This is a genomic window from Collinsella aerofaciens (assembly GCF_039752955.1).
Lineage (GTDB): Bacteria > Actinomycetota > Coriobacteriia > Coriobacteriales > Coriobacteriaceae > Collinsella > Collinsella aerofaciens_BI.
Map to the genome: position 1 here is coordinate 60,391 of NZ_JBDMHB010000005.1, position 15,805 is coordinate 76,195.

Here is a 15,805-nt window from a genome sequence, read left to right on the forward strand (position 1 = left end):
AGAAAGCCGGGCAGGTGCGGAAACCGCACCTGCCCGGCGATATGCGTGAGGGTAGCTAAACCCCGTCTCAAATGAGCTACTAGAGGAGGTTGAGGGGGAGCTGGGGGGCGTCACCCCAGAGCTTTTCGAGACGGTAGAAGTCGCGCGCCTCGGGAGTGAAGACGTGGACGACAACCGAACCGTAGTCCATGAGCATCCAGGTCTTCTGCTCGCGGCCCTCGATGGAGAACGGATGCTCGCCGCAAGCCTCGGCGACCTTCTCCTCGATCTCGTCGACGATCGAATCGACCTGGCGGTTGTTGGTACCGGTGGCGAGCACAAAGTAGTCGCACACATCGGAAAGCTCGGTCAGGTCGAGCACCTGAACGTCCTCGCCCTTCTTGTCGTAGGCGGCCTGCGCGGCGGCGCGGGCGACATCCTCGGCGGCGACACCGCTCGCGGACAGCGAGGCGGCAGTGCGGTCGGACGTGGCGGCGAAGCTCTTGTGCTCCACACCTTCAAGAATCTGCTCGTCGGTCATGGTCTCGTCGGCCATGGAATACCTCTTTCTAGTCAGCCCGAGCTAGCGCAGCTGGGCGTAATGGTTGTAAATCGAAATAGCCGTGGGATAAAGATAGCGCCCGGACTGGATCACATAGACCAGACCCTGCGCAAAACAGGAGAAGAACAACTCGTCGAGTGAGGACTTCCCCACCATCTTGCGCAGCGCATGGGCATAATCGCCGTGGCGGTTGGGTTCGATGGCATCGGCCACAAAGACCACCATATCGAGCGGCGTCATGTCGCAGTCACCCACGGTGTGACGGTCGACAGCCTGGAAAACGGCCGGCGACAGTTCGGGAAAAAGCTGCGGAAGTTCATAGGCGGCAACAGGGCCATGCAAAAGCGGCGTCGCGGCGGAAGGAGAGCCGGCAATCTTAATTCCGTAATGCAGAGCGCGCGTGACCAGCTCGTCGTCGGAGAGCACTTTGTCCCAGTCATGGATCAGGCCGGCGGCAGCGGCATCAAAGCGGTCAACGCCGTAGACCTCGGCCAGATGAAGTGCGGTCTCGGCAACACCCAGCGAATGCACATAGCGCTTGCGCTTATCCTTCATGCGAACATCGAGCAGCTCTTGAATGCGCTTGAGCAGCGCGCGCTCATCGCCCTCAAACTGATCCTCTACCGACAACGTAGACCCCCATCACTCAAAATCTTCTTGGCCCAAATCGGCATATAGCCTGCGTTTGCGAATGTAGCCGAGCACGGACTCGCTCGTAAGATAGCGCACGCTCATACCGCGGGCAACACGCTTGCGAATGTTCGTCGAGCTGATCGCCAGCGCCGGAATCTGAATATAGCGCACGTCGAACGGCAGCCCCGACTCTTTGATTCGGGCACGCGCCGTATCGATATCAAAGCCCGGTCGCGTCGCCGCAATAAAGGTAGCAAGCTCAGCGATTCGTTCGGCATCATGCCAAGTCACAATATCGATAATCGCGTCGGCGCCCGTAATAAAGTAGAGCTTTACCTGCGACGGGTAAAAGTCGCGAAGGGCATGAAGCGTATCGGCCGTATAGGTTACACCCGGACGGTCGATCTCGAACCGGCTCGCCAAAAAGGCCGGGTTCGCGGCGGTGGCGAGGACCGTCATGGCATAACGGTCCTCGGCAGGCGTCACCGGCTTGTCAAGCTTAAAGGCAGGAGAGCCCGCCGGCATAAAGAGCACAGCGTCCAAGTCGAGCGACTCGCGCGCCTGCTCGGCGGTCACCAGGTGCCCGTAATGGATGGGATCAAAGGTGCCACCCATAATGCCGAGCCTAAACTCCTGCCCGTCCTCTAGAGGAAGCTCGGGCAGACCGATTCCACCGCGCAGCGACATGGCTTACTCGCCCTCCGAGGTCTCGGCATCGCCCGCGGCATCCGCCGCATCGACAACCTCGACTCCCTCATCCGCAGCATCGGCCACGTCAATGGCTTCAACGGCAACGTCCTCGCCAGCATCCTCGAGCTCCTCGTACTCCGAGAAGTCCTCGGCGCCCTCAAAGTCAAAGGCGCGCTGGCAAATGCGGACCTCGTCGCCCGCACGGCAACCGGCCTTCTCGAGCGCGTCGTCAACACCCATACGCGCAAACTTATGCTGCAGGTAAATGACGGCTTCCTCGTTTTCCCAGTCGGTCTGGATGACCATGCGCTCGATGGCACGACCGACCACGCGGAAGGCACCGGGCTCTTCCTGAACAATGCGGAAACGCTTCTCACGCTGCAGGCGACGGCGCTCCCACTCATCGTCGCGCAGAACGACCGGCTCATCCGAGACAGCCAACTCGGCGCGCAGCTTAGCCACCTGCTCGCCCACGGCAAGCATCAGCGTGTTGAGGCCGGCGCCCGTCACGGCAGACACGGCAAAGAACATATGTCCATCGTCGAGCGCTGCGCGCTTGAGGTCGGCAATCTTGTCGGCCGTGCCCGGCGCATCGCACTTGTTGGCAACGACGATCTGCGGACGCTCCGAAAGCTCGGCGCCATACTGCTCGAGCTCGCGGTTGATGATGTGGTAATCCTCGACCGGATCGCGATCCTCAAAACCACCCGTCATGTCGACGACGTGCATGATCAGGGCCGTACGCTCAATGTGGCGCAGGAACTGGTGACCCAGGCCCTTACCCTCGCTCGCGCCTTCGATAAGACCGGGGACGTCGGCAACGACGTAAGAATATTCACCGGCACGCACCATGCCGAGGTTCGGCACGAGCGTGGTAAACGGGTAGTCAGCAATCTTGGGACGGGCGGCACTCATGCGCGCGATGAGCGATGACTTACCCACGGAGGGAAAGCCCACGAGCGCGGCATCGGCCATAAGCTTCATCTCGAGCTCGATCCAGTGCTCCTCGGCCGGTTCGCCCAACTGGGCAAAGGCCGGAGCGCGACGCACCGACGTCACAAAGTGCGTGTTGCCCAGACCGCCGGCACCGCCGGGCGCCACGACGACGCGCTCGCCGTCGTGCACCAGGTCGGCAATCTCGAACATCGGGGTCTGCGTCTCGGGATCGAGCTCGCGCACCACGGTACCCATAGGGACCTTGAGAATCAGGTCCTCGCCGCTCTTGCCGTTACGACGGGCACCCTGCCCGTGCGTGCCGCGCTCGGCGCGAAAGTGATGCTTAAAGCGGTAATCGATCAGCGAAGACAGCTGAGCATCGGCCTGGATGACGACATTGCCGCCACGACCGCCGTCGCCGCCATCGGGGCCGCCCTTGGGGACAAATGCCTCGCGCCTAAACGACATGCATCCGGCTCCGCCGTCGCCGCCGCACACGTTAATGCGGCTGATATCGGTGAACTGTGACAACAGAATCGCCTCCTACAAAAAAGAGGGAGACCCTTGAATCCTAAAACTCAAGTGCCTCCCACATATGTGCTCTATGAAGGGTGAATTACGCGTTCGCGAGCGGGCGTACGCTGACCCTGTGCTTGATACCCTTGTGGAACTCAACGGTACCGTCGACCAGCGCGAACAGCGTGTCGTCCTTACCACGGCCAACGTTCTCACCCGGGTGGATGTGCGTGCCGTGCTGACGGACGAGAATCGTGCCCGTGGTTACCGTCTGGCCGGCATAGCGCTTCGTGCCAAGGCGCTGACCGCGGGAGTCACGGCCATTACGGGAGGAACCGAGTCCTTTTTTGTGTGCCATTGTGTATACCTACTCTTTCGTTACGAGTGTAATCTACTCGGCGACGGGAGCCTCGGCAACAGCCTCAGCCTCTGCCTTGACAGCCTTCTTGGCGCGGGAGGTAGCCTGAACCTTCACGATCTTCAGCTTGGTGAGCTGCTGACGGTGACCCTTCAGACGACGATAGCGCTTGCGCTTGTGGAACTTGAAGACCAGCTGCTTCTCGCCCTTGAACTGCTCAACGATCTGAGCGGTAACCTTGGCCTTGGCCAGCTTGTCGGGATCGGTGACGATCTTCTTACCATCGTTGAGGAAGATAACCGGCAGGGTGACCTTGTCGCCCTCATTGCCCTCGATCTTCTCGACGGTGATGACATCGTCGGTGGCGACCTTGTACTGCTTGCCGCCCGTGTTAACGATTGCGTACATGTTTACTTGCCCTTCATGCATCAGTTAGTGCAACAGCCGAATATAGTAGCAGGCGAAAATACCCCCGTCAACGAGTATGTGGAGCAAATCCACAAGTTCGCACAGGTATGGGGCTGACGAGTCGGCCCTCGTCGTCCTCGCATGCTTGATTCTGACGCTCGACATCGTAGGAGCAGATGGTCACGAGGTCTTGCATACCGGTGGAAACAATAGGTGCATCCACGCCCGGGGTCAAGCCCTGCAACAAAACATCAGCAGCAGAAAGCAAAATTTCCGGACGCATGGAGCCCTCGTTGTCGGCATGGGTGTCGAGCATGAGCACCAAATGGTCCGGGCGCTCCCCCGCCGTGAGCTCATAGCCCACGAGCGTGTGATCCAAATCCAAGCGCTTGCTCTTTTTGCCGCGCGCGTAGTCGATGCCGTGGCCCGCGCGCAGCGTGTCGATCGCACGACGCACCTCGTCGGCGCTTACGGGCGCCTCGGGATCCAAGTGCAGGTCGATGCGATACGACAGGCGCGTGAGCTGCGCCGTCAACGCCGGCGTGCGCACGTCGATGTACGCCGCCTCGATGGGCGCCAGATCGGCCGGAGACGCCGCAGCCAGGCGCCCAAACGCCTCGTCGAGCGCCACGAACTCGGTCATAAACAGGTCATACCACTCGCAGGTCGACGACGTACCCACCGGCAGCGCCGAAGAGAAGCCCACGCGCATGTGCGGAGAGAAGCCCTGCGTGACGGCATAGGGAAGTCCCGCACGGCGCACGATGCGCTCAATGGTATGGATTACTTCGAGATGGCCCAGGTACTTAAGGCGATCGCGCTTGCCATAGCGAACACGAAGTCTAAAGAGCGAGGGGTTGTCGGTCAGGCGCTCACTCATGCGCGATCACCCATCAATACATTCTTGGCGTGGAGCGTGGGGCAGATCCCGCAGCCGGTGCACGACGTGCGGGTACAGTCGGGAGTCGTGACGCCCTCGAGCGAGCGACGGTACTCGCGCTCGAGGAAGCCGCGCGTGCAGCCGGGGCTCACGTGCTCCCACGGCAGGCGCCAGTCCAACTCGTAGGGCAGGTGCACGAGCTCATTGAGGTCGATGCCGTTTTTGGCAGCAGCTTCCTTCCAGTTATCGAGCGAGAAATGCTCTACCCAGGCGTCAAAGCGAGAGCCCGAGCGCCAAGCATCGATGATGACGGGCGTCATGTCACGACCGGCGCGGGAAAGCGCGGCCTCGATGAGCGAGGTCTCGGCATCGTGGTAATGCACGCGGACGGCACGGTTGCGAACGCTCGTGATAAGCAGCTTCTGGCGACGCTTGACGTCGTCGTAGTCGAGCTGCGGGCACCACTGGAACGGCGTGGCAGCCTTGGGGATAAAGACCGAAACCGAGATCGACACCGAAATCGAGCCGCGACGAGCCTTGGGCACCACGGAACGACCGAGCTCCAGCACGTGATCGGCCAGATTGGCGATGGCCACGATGTCCTCATCGCGCTCGCCGGGAAGGCCCATCATAAAGTAGAGCTTCATGCGGTTCCAACCGGCCTCGAAGGCCGCCTTGGCCGCACGGTCCAGGTCCTCCTCGGTCACGTTCTTGTTAATGATGTCGCGCATGCGCTGGCTGCCGGCCTCGGGCGCGAACGTTAGTCCGCCCTTCTTTTCGCCGGCGACCGACTCGGCCATATCCACGCCAAACGAATCCAGGCGCTGCGACGGAATAGACACGCGAATACCCGTATCCTCCAGGCGACGGTTGAGCCTGCCGAGCACGTCGCGAATGCAGGAGTGGTCGGTCGTGGAGAGCGAGGTCAGCGACACCTCGTCATAGCCAGTCTTTTCCAGGCCCTGAATCACCGACGAGACGATCTGGTCGGCCGAGCGCTCGCGCACCGGGCGATACGTCATGCCGGCCTGGCAAAAACGACAGCCGCGGGCGCAGCCGCGCAGGATCTCGATAGACAGGCGGTCGTGAACCAGCTGCGCATAGGGCACGCACGACTGCGACAGCGGATTCGTGGCGCCGAAATCCTCGACGACGCGCTTGTAGACCACGGTCGGCGCATCCTTGCCCTCACGTGGCACGGTGTAGCCATGCGGCGAGCAGGGCTCGTCATGACGAACCTCATAGAGCGACGGCACGTAGTTGCCGGCAATGGATGCAAGCTGCTCGACAATCTGCGCGCGCGGGACCCCTTCGTCACGCAGGCGGCGATGCAGCTGGCAGGTCTCGAGCAGCGATTCCTCGCCCTCACCGATGAGGATGGCATCGAAGAAGGCCGCGTACGGCTCGGGGTTGTACACCGAGGGACCGCCGGCGATGATAATGGGGTCGTCCTCGGTGCGGTCGGCCGCTAACAGCGGAATGCCAGCGAGGTCGAGTGCCTCGAGGAAGTTCGTCACCGCCATCTCGTGCGGCACATGCAGACCGACGATATCAAACGAAGCGACCGGCGCTGCGCCCTCGAGCGATAGCAGCGGAATACCCGCCTCGCGCATGGCGTCGCCCATATCGGGCCACGGCACATAGCCGCGCTCGCAGGAGATGCCCTCGGCCTGGTTAAGGATGTTGTAGAGGATGGCGATGCCCTGGTTGGGCAGACCAACCTCGTACACATCCGGGTAGATCAGGCAGCAACGGTAGTCGGCATCGGCCTTGGAAAGCGTGCCCCACTCGTGATCGATATAGCGGCTCGGCTTCTCGACCTTGGCGAGCAACGGCTCAATTAAATGAAAACAATCTTGGTACGGAACGCGCAACGGAAAACCCCTAAGCAGCGAGATCTGATGCGTCCTGGTAGGACGCCATAGGACGGGTAGCGCCCGCGACCGTGGTCACAAGATCGCGAACGCGGGAAAACGTGGCAGTGACCACCTCATTGGCACGGCTGTAGTCGACATCGCGCTCGTAGAGCGAAACGAGCGCACGGCCCATGCCATAGGTGCCCGCGGCAGCAGTGAGCGCCTTGACGGCAAACCCAATATGCGGCGTCTGCTTGACGAGCGCGCGGGTGACCGCGCGGATCACAAGACCGCCGGCAAGCACGCCCGCGACCTCGTAGCCGCGCTCAGGTTTAATGCCGCGTCCAAAGACGGCAGCGAGCTCAAAGAGCATGCCCACCTGCGCCAGCGCCATAACGGGATAATCGGCGCCCGGCAAAAACACCAGTGCACCGGTCGCCATATTGGTGAGCGCGCACGAGGTGATGATACGGTTGGCCGCCGCGATGCGCATGAAGGCAAAGTTCGCCGCAAAAGCCGTTTCCTTGTCGGTGCGATCGAGAATCCAGCGGGCAAGCGTCTCGAGCAGATACGTCTTATCGATTGCCGCTACCACGCCGAGCATGGGCGTGGACTCCTCGATAAACGGCACCTCCACAGCAGACTCGGCAAGCACGCACACGGGCGCGCCGGCGATCACGAGCTCCTGCACGGCACTCTCCAAGCGGTCGGAACCACACGAGAGCACCAGCACCACATCGGTATCGGTCTTTGGAGCAATTCGCTCCTCCCCCAGACGCTCGACGCGCACAATGCCCGAGGTCGTCTGCGGCACAAAGGCGTCACGCACCGTCTCGGCCAGAAAGCGCGAGGCGGACGAATCCAGATAGACCGAGACGCGCACCGGCGTATCGGAATCCTTCTTAACGGACGCGCCCATCTTAAAAGCGCGGGTCAGCTTATCTACGGGAATTTTCATAGCAAACCCCTCCAGCGGTTACGCGGCGCCCGAACGATGCCGCCATATGGATTGTACGATACCCACCGTCAGCAGCTGAATCATCATCGAAGACGAACCGAAGCTAATAAACGGTAGCGGAATACCGGTAATCGGCATCATGCCGATGCACATGCCGATGTTTTCGAAAGTCTGGAACGCCCACATGCCAACGATGCCCACACACGAAAGACGCAAAAACAGCGACTCGCACTTAAAGGCGACGCGAATCGTCGAAAAGATCAGCAGCACGTAGAGGCACAGGAGCAAAAAGGAACCGCAAAAGCCAAAGGTCTCGGACAGGAAGGCGAAGACGAAGTCGGTGTGGAACTCAGGCAGAAAGCCGCCGGCCGACTGCGTCGCATGCCCCAGGCCCTTACCAAAGAAGCCGCCCGAGCCAACGGCGATAAGCGACTGCTGCAGGTTGTAGGCATCGTCCGAATCGGCATTATCGGGGTCGATAAAGACCGTCAGACGGTTCATCTGATACTGCTTGATGAGCACATCGTGGCCGAGCAACGAATCAAAGACCGAATCAAGCGCCAGGACGAGGGCCACCAGGCCCACGAGCAGGGCCAGGGTCGACAGCACCCATTCGCGGCGTGCACCGCTCATGCAGATGACGATGGCGCCCGAAACCAGCACGACCAGGCCCGAGCCCAGGTCACCCATGGCAACGACGGCCAAAAACGGAATGGACAGCATGCCGCAGAGCTTGACGTAGTCGCGAACGGTATCGATGCGACCGTTATACTGCGAGCCAAGCGTAGCAATAAAGAAGATGGTGATGAGCTTGGCAAGCTCAACCGGCTGGAACGTCAAGCCGATACCGGGAATCTTGATCCAGCCCGTCATGCCCAGACCGCCCGTATAGGACAGACCCGGAATCTTGGGCGAGAAGATCACGATCAGGTCGATGACGAGCAACGCCGTCGAGAAATTGGAAATACCGCGCAGGTCGGTTCGCCAGACGAGCACCGCCAGCACCGCTCCGATGCCAATTCCCAGCAAATGGCGCGAGAACGAAGCATCGGCCTTAAACTGCGAAGCCGACCAGATAATGATGGCACCGTAGGCGACGAGCGCCACAGTAGCCACGAGCACACCGATATGCACCTTTTGGCGAAACGTGCCGCGCGAGGCCGAAAGTTGCTTGTTGACGCGGTCCAGGCTGCTGCGAGAGCCGGTCTTGGTTGAACGGAACAGATCCGCCGGAGAAAAATCCATCGCAACCTCCTATCGAACCGAAGAATCGCCCGAGGCCGAAGAGGTATCGGGCTCGTCATAAATCACGCCGAGCACGTCGCGCACGACATGCATCGCGGTATCTGAGCCACCGCCGCCCTGCTCCAGGACGGTAGCGATGACATACTTGGGATCATCGGCCGGTGCATAGGCGCAGAACCACGCGTATTCGTCCTCGCCACTTTTCTCGCCCGTGCCCGACTTGCCGTATACCTGCGGCGTCAGGGTGCCAAAGTGCGCCTCCAGGGACGTCGATGCCGTGTAAATCACGTCGTGCATGCCGTTGCGAACAAGAGCCAAATCCGAATCGCTGTTGATCTTGGCCTCCAGGCGCTTCTTCTTGCCCTTGCCATTGTACTTATAGGCATCGCCGTCGCCATCGCGCGACACGGCAGACAAAAATACGTGAGGCACGTACTGTTTGCCGCCGTTGGCAAGACCCATATAGGCGCACGCCATCTGCAGGGGCGTCACCAGGATGTCGCCCTGGCCGATAGCAATGTTGGTCATATCGCCGGCATTCCACTTGCGGTCCTCGGCAGAGGCGTCGGTGAAGTATGACTCTTTCCACTCGGCATCGGGAATACGACCCGCGCCCTCACTCGGCAGATCGATACCGCAGGTCTTGCCTAGGCCCCAGCGACGAAAGACCTCCTGCAGGCCCTCGGGATGTTGCTCGTCATAAAAGAACGCCTTACCCATGTCGTAGAAGACGGGGTCGCACGAGTTGGCGATACCCGACTGCAGCGTCATGGTGCCGTGGCCAGACGTCAGCCAGCAGCGCTTGCCCCAAGCCTTGCCCAGACCCGTCCAATAACCCGTGCAGTTGGTTGTCTGCGTTGAAGTGTAGGTTCCAAACTCAAGACCGGCCAGTGCCGAGAGCGGCTTGATGGTCGAGGCCGACATGTACTGTCCGCTAATGGCGCGGTTGAGCAGCGGGTGCGAACCCTTGTCATCATTGAGCTCGGTCCACACGTCATTTGAGACGCCGCCGATAAAGACGGACGGATCGAACTTGGGCTGGCTCGCCATGCCCAGGATCTCGCCATTGTTGGGATCGAGACACACCACAGCGCCGTTGCCGGCATTGCTGTAGCCAGTGGTCTTGGCAAGCTCGATAGCGCTCGCCAGCGCCGTCTCACAGGCCTGTTGGATCTTAAGGTCGAGCGTGAGCTTAATGTCGGAGCCGGCCTTCGCGGGCACGGCGCCGGCCTGACCGGTCACATTGCCCGAGGCATCGACCTTGACGGTCTGCTCGCCACGAATACCCTGCAGCAGGTTTTCGTAGTAGCTCTCAACGCCCGCCTGGCCCACGATATCGCCCGACTGGTACGTAATCTTGCCAGCAGAAGCATCATCATCGCCAGAGGTTTTCTTATTCTGGGCCTCGAGCTGCTCGGAGGTAATGGTGCCGGTATAGCCCAAGATATGGCATGCCGTCTCGCCGTATGGATACTGGCGCTCGGTACGCTCGGCAATCTTGACGCCCGGGAACTCGCCGGCGTGTTCCTTGATATAGGCAACCGTGGAGCGACGGACGTCCGTCGCGATGGTATGCAGGCTCTGAGCGCCCTCTGTATTGTCCTGAATATTGCGAAGGACCGCCACATAAGGCATTCCAAGCACGTTGGCAAGATGGCGAACCAGAACCTCATCCTCGGCAAGGTCGCGGTAGGCCACGACAGCAAGTGAGGGACGGTTCTGGACAAGCGCCACGCCATTGCGGTCGAGGATGCGGCCGCGCACAGCGGGTGTGGTAACGGTGCGAGTCTGATTACTATTGGCCTGCTTCTCGTAATAGTCCGACGAGACCATCTGCATGCCCCACAGCTTGACGGCAAGTGCCGCAAACATCGCGCCCACACCCGTGGTGAGGATGGAAAAGCGGCCCTTAAAGGCGGTCGCCGCGGTATTGCCCTCGCCCTCGGTGGCGCGCGGGGCCGTTCCATGCTGTGTATCGTAGGTAAAACGGGAATCGCCTCGACGCATGATGACCAGCGCGACCACGATGGCCACAACCAGCACGATACCGGCGATAATAACCGTCATCTGGGAAGACATCTACGGGCCTCCCCTATTTGAGCTTGCGGGTCTTGGGCTTAAAGCGCATACCCGTCTGGCGTCCGCCACGTGCGGAGAATCCATAGCCGGACTGCGGCACGACGCCGGACATCAAAAACGGAATGGCAACCAGACCCGTCAGGATCGAGGACGGCAGCGCATGGCCGAAGATCGCCACGACAAAGCTCGTCTCCAAACCCATAAACAGCAAGATGATGCTGTAGATCACATTAATGACGAGCGCAAAGGCGCCCACGGTGACGCCGCGCGCACTCGGGGTACCGCCCGTCTGACCGACGGCGCTGTGCACCAGGGCAAAAGAACCCACGGTCAGCAGGAGCGACATAACGCCCACCGGCACGGCAGCGGACAGGTCATAAAACAAGCCGCTGCAAAAACCGCACACGACGGCACGGGTCGGGTCGCCCGAGAACACGCTTAGGCACACCAGGATAATCATGAAGTTGACGCGACCTCCCGCAATGGAGATCTGCGGTGCCAGGCCTGCCTGCAGCAGCACACACACAATGGCGGCGATTACAAACGTGCGGGAGCTCATCCCCTGCTCGTGTAGATCCATGGACATGCCCCCTATTCGCTCGAGCCAGAATCGGTCGTCTCGGACGTGTCGGAACTGTCATCCGAGCTCTCGTCCTTCGTCTTGGTCGCAGCATCGCGCGACGTTCCCTGCGGCGTGCTGTTGGCCGTGCTCACGTCCTCATCCGAGGCCGACTGTTCGTCGGTCAGCGAGGTGATGACCAGCACTTCCTCGTTGTTCTCGGCCGTGGTCTGAGCGCGCACCACAATGGTGTAGTACACGTCGTTTGCCGATTTCTCAACCGACGAGACGGTGCCAAGCGGAAGGCCCTTGGGGAACACGCCACCGATGCCAGAGGTCACGATGATATCGCCAACCTTAACATCGGAGTCGACGCTCACGTACTCAAGACGCAGCGTGCCGTCAGCCTGACCCTGCAGCATACCCTGGGCGCGCGTGTCCTGCACCATGGCGGACACGCCCGAGTTCTCGTCGCCAATCAGGCGCACGGTAGAGGTCTTGGCCGATACCTCGATAATCTGGCCGATAACACCGGCAGAACTCGTCACGGGCATGTTGATGGTAAGGCCGTCGGCAGAGCCCTTGTCGATGGTAACGGTCGAGGTCCAGGCATCGCCGGAGGCACCAACGATACGAGCTGCGGTCGATTTGAGGTTGTAGGTCGATTGCAGCCCGACCAGGCCCTCCAGGCGCTCGGCAGTCTTTTGAGCCTCAGAAAGCTCGGCGACCTTAGAGGTCAGCTCCTCATTTTGCTTCTTGAGCTCGTCGAGCGTGTCCTGCGACGCCGTTAGGTTAGAGAACACGTTGCCAATCGCATTGAAGGGAGCCGCCACAGCCGAGCCCACAAAGCGCACCGGAGAGGTAATCGTCGTTACGCCCGAACGCACGGCATGAATCGGCCCTGCCTCACCCTCGCGGATGTAAAACGTGAGCAGCAACACCGAAATCAGGCTGAAAACAATCAACGGGCGCATACCCGTTGATTGTCGCTTGGTATTCAGATTTGTGGAGAAACCCGAAGATCGTGCCAAATGGAATCCACCTTTTGGAAATTAAGCATTGGTCTGGACGAAGCCGCCATCAAACGCATTGGCCTCGAGCACGCGGGCACAGCCGTTAACGACGTTATCGAGCGCCGTGGGGCTGACGTTGACCGAAACACCGGTCTCATCGCGCAGGCGCACGTCGAGACCGCGCAGCAGCGCGCCGCCACCAGTCAGCAAAATGCCGTAGTACATAAGGTCCGAGGCAAGATCGGGAGGCGTAGCGTCGAGTGCGTCCTTGACGGCCTTGGCCATCTCGTCGAGCGGCTTGTTGAGCGCGCGACGAATCTCCTCGCTCTCGATGCGCACGGTCTTGGGCAGACCGGTGATCACGTCGCGGCCGTTGACCTCGACGTCGAGCTCGTCCTTGAGCGGCACGGCGGAACCGACCTTGATCTTGATGTCCTCTGCCGTACGCTCGCCGATGGCAAGGTTGTAGGCATCGCGAACGTGCGTGAGGATGGCCTGATCGAACTCGTCGCCGGCAATACGGATGGACTGCGAGACGACGATGCCGCCCATAGCGATAACGGCAACCTCGGTGGTACCGCCACCGATGTCGATGACCATGGAGCCGGTGGGCTCCTCGACAGGCAGGTCGGCGCCGATAGCAGCAGCCATGGGCTCCTCGATCAGGTAGGCCTGGCGAGCGCCGGCCTGGATCGTAGCCTCAAAGACGGCACGCTTCTCGACCGACGTGACGCCGGAGGGAACGCAAACGACAACGCGCGGACGCGGGGTCCACGGATAGCGCTTCTCGGAAGCCTTGTCGATAAAGTAGCGAAGCATGGCCTCGGTAACATCGAAGTCGGCGATGACGCCGTCCTTCAGGGGACGAACGGCCACGATGTTGCCGGGCGTACGGCCGAGCATGCGCTTTGCCTCGATACCGACCGCCAGGATGCGCTCGTCGTTCTTGTCGATGGCGACAACAGAGGGCTCGCGAATGACAATGCCCTTGCCGCGCACGGAGACAAGCGTATTTGCGGTGCCGAGGTCGATGGCAAGATCGCCCGCATAGCTACCGAAGAACATATCCATCAAAGAAAACAACGCAACTCCTGATGTGTTGGATGATTGCTGGAAAACTACTAGCTCATGATACTAGCGCAAGCCCGGCACCTCACTTGCGGTGAAGCGCCGGGCAAAGCTAAATCCCATAAGGTCACTACTGGTTGTCAGCAGCCGAGAAATCCATATCGAGCGAGGAAACGGCCCAGCCGATATGATTGTCGGAGCGCACGAATTTGACGGTGTACTCCTGCTCGCCGCCCTTGGACAGCGAAGCCTTGACCTTGGCAGTCGTCTCGGTCATGGACTGATCCATGCCCTCGACGGACACGGTGGCGCCCTGCGGAATCGAGGAGATGATCATCGACTTGGCGTCCTCGGACAGGCTCGAGGCCAGGCAAGACTCGGCCTTTGCGGTGTCACCGTCGCCGGCAGCCTGGAACAGATCGGTGATAACCGACTCCTGCGAGGGGAAGCCAAAGCCGCGCGTGTAGGCAAAGCCCAGACCGCCCGCAGCAATCAAAATGAGCAGAAGCAGCACGATGAAGACTTTGAGACCCGTGTGGCGATGGCGACGACGGACCTTGGCCTGCTTACGATCCTGACGGTCCTGCTGGACCATCTCGGACTCTGACAGTGTAAAGAAGCCGGTGTCCGAGGGATCGGGCATAAACTGACCGGTCGCGCCCGTAGGATCGAGCGGATCGACGGCAGGAGCGTCCATCGCAGGCGCCGGAGCCGTGGCCATAGCCGTCTGGGCAGACAGCGCAGCAAGCGAATCGTGCACGCGGGCAAGCTCATCGGCCTGCTCGGAGGTAAGCTGGTAGATGCCATCGGCAGTAGCGGCGTTAAAGGCGTCGAGTGCGTCGGAGGGACGGCCGGCGGCAGAAAGCGCCTGACCCATGCCGGCGTTGAGCGCGCGCGTGTCGTCACGGGGACCGGCAAAGTCGATAGCCGTACGGTAGGTCTCCACGGCATCCGCCGGACGGCCGAGCTTAATGAAGCAACGACCGAGCTCGCCGAGTGCGGCGGCAGGAGCCGGATTGGCGCCGTCGATGGCAGCCTGACGGAAGGCAGTACCTGCGTTGGCATAATCGCCCGACTGGAACAGCGCATTGCCCAGGCCCAGATAGGCCTTGAACGGCGTGGCATAGGAAGCATCCTGCGTAGCAGCAGAGAACGCCTGGGCGGCCGTCGTGTAGTCGCCCACGGCGGCGAGCGCCTTGCCGCGGTTGGTGAGCAGCGCGCCGCGCTTGCCGTAGGTGCCGTCGTTGAGGGCGGCAGCATAAGCCTCGGCGGCCTCGGCATACATGCCCAGGTGCATCAAGGCGTTGCCACGAAGGTGATCGGCCTCGCCCATAATCTCATCGGGAGTCTTTGCCGCCCCAAGCATCTGGGCTGCAGCGGAAAAATCACCCGCGCGGTAAGCGGCGCGGCCCTGTTGGATCAGCTGGCTATTCAAGGAAGTCCCCTTTACTCGTGAACGATCTCGACATGGACGATCTCGTCGCCGGCACGCAGCTGCGAAATCACATCGAGACCCTCGACCGTGGTACCAAAGACGGTGTAACCGGAATCGAGGTTATGCTGGGCGCCCAGGCAGAAGTAGAACTGCGAACCCGCGGAATCGGGGTCCATGGAGCGTGCCATGGCAAGGGCACCATCGACATGGCTGTTGCGCGGATTGGTGGCAAACTCGCCCTTGATGCAGTAGCCGGGGCCACCGGTACCGGGCATGCCGTCGGGGCCCTCAAGACCAGCGGCGACGTCGGCGCCGGACATATCGCGGGTATTGGGGTCGCCGCCCTGAATGACAAAGCCGGGCACATAGCGATGGAACTTAAGTCCATCATAGAAACCCATCGTGGAAAGCTCGCAGAAGTTCGCGACATGAATGGGAGCGCCCTCGCCGTCAAACTTGACCTTGATGGTACCCTTCGACGTCTCGATTACGGCGCACTCGTCGCCGGCAAGCTGATACTCGGGCGTGTAGAGCTCTTTCTTAAAACCAAACATGTGGTTCCTTCCTCGTGCGTTTAAAGCATATTTGTACGAATTGTAGCAATAAGCACGGGCTTACATCAATTGCGCA

Annotated in this window: 16 protein-coding genes; all 16 read right to left on the minus strand. The window is 60.8% G+C overall.

What is annotated here, in order from left to right; all coding sequences use genetic code 11:
- Positions 1-79: 79 nt before the first annotated feature.
- The 16 genes from rsfS to ABHR75_RS02570 all read right to left on the minus strand — a co-directional run bounded on the left by rsfS (position 80) and on the right by ABHR75_RS02570 (position 15,729).
- The gene (gene rsfS, locus ABHR75_RS02495; protein WP_022094751.1) at positions 80-535 is read right to left on the minus strand and encodes a ribosome silencing factor; all 456 of its coding nucleotides are present in this window, start codon (positions 533-535) and stop codon (positions 80-82) included.
- A gap of 27 nt (positions 536-562) precedes the next feature.
- Positions 563-1,096, minus strand: coding sequence for a bis(5'-nucleosyl)-tetraphosphatase (symmetrical) YqeK (yqeK, locus tag ABHR75_RS02500; RefSeq protein ID WP_172677985.1), 534 nt, complete (start codon positions 1,094-1,096; stop codon positions 563-565).
- A gap of 87 nt (positions 1,097-1,183) precedes the next feature.
- Positions 1,184-1,861: a nicotinate-nucleotide adenylyltransferase gene (gene nadD, locus ABHR75_RS02505; RefSeq protein ID WP_022094753.1), complete on the minus strand. Its 678-nt coding sequence runs from the start codon at positions 1,859-1,861 to the stop codon at positions 1,184-1,186.
- A 3-nt stretch (positions 1,862-1,864) separates the two neighbouring features.
- Positions 1,865-3,331 carry a GTPase ObgE gene (gene obgE / locus ABHR75_RS02510; protein ID WP_022094754.1) on the minus strand — a complete coding sequence of 489 codons (1,467 nt, stop codon included), beginning with the start codon at positions 3,329-3,331 and terminating at the stop codon, positions 1,865-1,867.
- An 85-nt stretch (positions 3,332-3,416) separates the two neighbouring features.
- Positions 3,417-3,674, minus strand: a complete 258-nt coding sequence (gene rpmA, locus ABHR75_RS02515) for a 50S ribosomal protein L27 (protein ID WP_006236075.1) — start codon at positions 3,672-3,674, stop codon at positions 3,417-3,419.
- Between the two features lie 33 nt (positions 3,675-3,707).
- Positions 3,708-4,082 carry a 50S ribosomal protein L21 gene (gene rplU, locus ABHR75_RS02520; protein WP_035138585.1) on the minus strand — a complete coding sequence of 125 codons (375 nt, stop codon included), beginning with the start codon at positions 4,080-4,082 and terminating at the stop codon, positions 3,708-3,710.
- A gap of 67 nt (positions 4,083-4,149) precedes the next feature.
- Positions 4,150-4,962, minus strand: coding sequence for a TIGR03936 family radical SAM-associated protein (locus ABHR75_RS02525; RefSeq protein ID WP_055285117.1), 813 nt, complete (start codon positions 4,960-4,962; stop codon positions 4,150-4,152).
- A complete protein-coding gene (locus ABHR75_RS02530; RefSeq protein ID WP_238057426.1) occupies positions 4,959-6,836 on the minus strand; it encodes a TIGR03960 family B12-binding radical SAM protein in 1,878 nt (625 codons plus the stop codon). The genes ABHR75_RS02525 and ABHR75_RS02530 overlap by 4 nt, the downstream gene beginning before the upstream one ends.
- 10 nt (positions 6,837-6,846) lie before the next feature.
- Positions 6,847-7,776, minus strand: a complete 930-nt coding sequence (locus ABHR75_RS02535; protein ID WP_117745944.1) for a YcjF family protein — start codon at positions 7,774-7,776, stop codon at positions 6,847-6,849.
- Between the two features lie 18 nt (positions 7,777-7,794).
- Complete coding sequence (locus tag ABHR75_RS02540; RefSeq protein ID WP_022094759.1) at positions 7,795-9,021, minus strand: FtsW/RodA/SpoVE family cell cycle protein; 1,227 nt, start codon at positions 9,019-9,021, stop codon at positions 7,795-7,797.
- Positions 9,022-9,030: 9 nt separating this feature from the next.
- On the minus strand, positions 9,031-11,100 hold the full coding sequence (gene mrdA / locus ABHR75_RS02545; protein ID WP_346963533.1) for a penicillin-binding protein 2: 2,070 nt from the start codon (positions 11,098-11,100) through the stop codon (positions 9,031-9,033).
- 13 nt (positions 11,101-11,113) lie between these two features.
- Positions 11,114-11,680, minus strand: a complete 567-nt coding sequence (locus tag ABHR75_RS02550; RefSeq protein WP_022094761.1) for a rod shape-determining protein MreD — start codon at positions 11,678-11,680, stop codon at positions 11,114-11,116.
- A gap of 11 nt (positions 11,681-11,691) precedes the next feature.
- A complete protein-coding gene (gene mreC, locus ABHR75_RS02555; RefSeq protein WP_082421788.1) occupies positions 11,692-12,633 on the minus strand; it encodes a rod shape-determining protein MreC in 942 nt (313 codons plus the stop codon).
- Between the two features lie 78 nt (positions 12,634-12,711).
- Complete coding sequence (gene mreB, locus ABHR75_RS02560; RefSeq protein ID WP_006236061.1) at positions 12,712-13,743, minus strand: rod shape-determining protein; 1,032 nt, start codon at positions 13,741-13,743, stop codon at positions 12,712-12,714.
- A 127-nt stretch (positions 13,744-13,870) separates the two neighbouring features.
- Complete coding sequence (locus ABHR75_RS02565; RefSeq protein WP_229065279.1) at positions 13,871-15,175, minus strand: tetratricopeptide repeat protein; 1,305 nt, start codon at positions 15,173-15,175, stop codon at positions 13,871-13,873.
- Between the two features lie 11 nt (positions 15,176-15,186).
- Positions 15,187-15,729 (minus strand): peptidylprolyl isomerase, encoded by a 543-nt coding sequence (locus tag ABHR75_RS02570; protein WP_006236059.1) that lies wholly within the window; start codon positions 15,727-15,729, stop codon positions 15,187-15,189.
- Between the last annotated feature and the right edge of the window lie 76 nt (positions 15,730-15,805).

Excerpts from the sequence above, each read along its gene's own strand:
- ABHR75_RS02570 (WP_006236059.1), bottom strand. The coding sequence starts at position 15,729 with ATGTTTGGTTTTAAGAAAGAGCTCTACACGCCCGAGTATCAGCTTGCC.
- ABHR75_RS02550 (WP_022094761.1), bottom strand. The coding sequence starts at position 11,680 with ATGGATCTACACGAGCAGGGGATGAGCTCCCGCACGTTTGTAATCGCC.
- ABHR75_RS02535 (WP_117745944.1), bottom strand. The coding sequence starts at position 7,776 with ATGAAAATTCCCGTAGATAAGCTGACCCGCGCTTTTAAGATGGGCGCG.
- nadD (WP_022094753.1), bottom strand. The coding sequence starts at position 1,861 with ATGTCGCTGCGCGGTGGAATCGGTCTGCCCGAGCTTCCTCTAGAGGAC.
- mrdA (WP_346963533.1), bottom strand. The coding sequence starts at position 11,100 with ATGTCTTCCCAGATGACGGTTATTATCGCCGGTATCGTGCTGGTTGTG.
- ABHR75_RS02525 (WP_055285117.1), bottom strand. The coding sequence starts at position 4,962 with ATGAGTGAGCGCCTGACCGACAACCCCTCGCTCTTTAGACTTCGTGTT.
- rplU (WP_035138585.1), bottom strand. The coding sequence starts at position 4,082 with ATGTACGCAATCGTTAACACGGGCGGCAAGCAGTACAAGGTCGCCACC.
- mreB (WP_006236061.1), bottom strand. The coding sequence starts at position 13,743 with ATGGATATGTTCTTCGGTAGCTATGCGGGCGATCTTGCCATCGACCTC.
- rsfS (WP_022094751.1), bottom strand. The coding sequence starts at position 535 with ATGGCCGACGAGACCATGACCGACGAGCAGATTCTTGAAGGTGTGGAG.
- ABHR75_RS02540 (WP_022094759.1), bottom strand. The coding sequence starts at position 9,021 with ATGGATTTTTCTCCGGCGGATCTGTTCCGTTCAACCAAGACCGGCTCT.
- rpmA (WP_006236075.1), bottom strand. The coding sequence starts at position 3,674 with ATGGCACACAAAAAAGGACTCGGTTCCTCCCGTAATGGCCGTGACTCC.
- yqeK (WP_172677985.1), bottom strand. The coding sequence starts at position 1,096 with ATGAAGGATAAGCGCAAGCGCTATGTGCATTCGCTGGGTGTTGCCGAG.
- mreC (WP_082421788.1), bottom strand. The coding sequence starts at position 12,633 with ATGCGCCCGTTGATTGTTTTCAGCCTGATTTCGGTGTTGCTGCTCACG.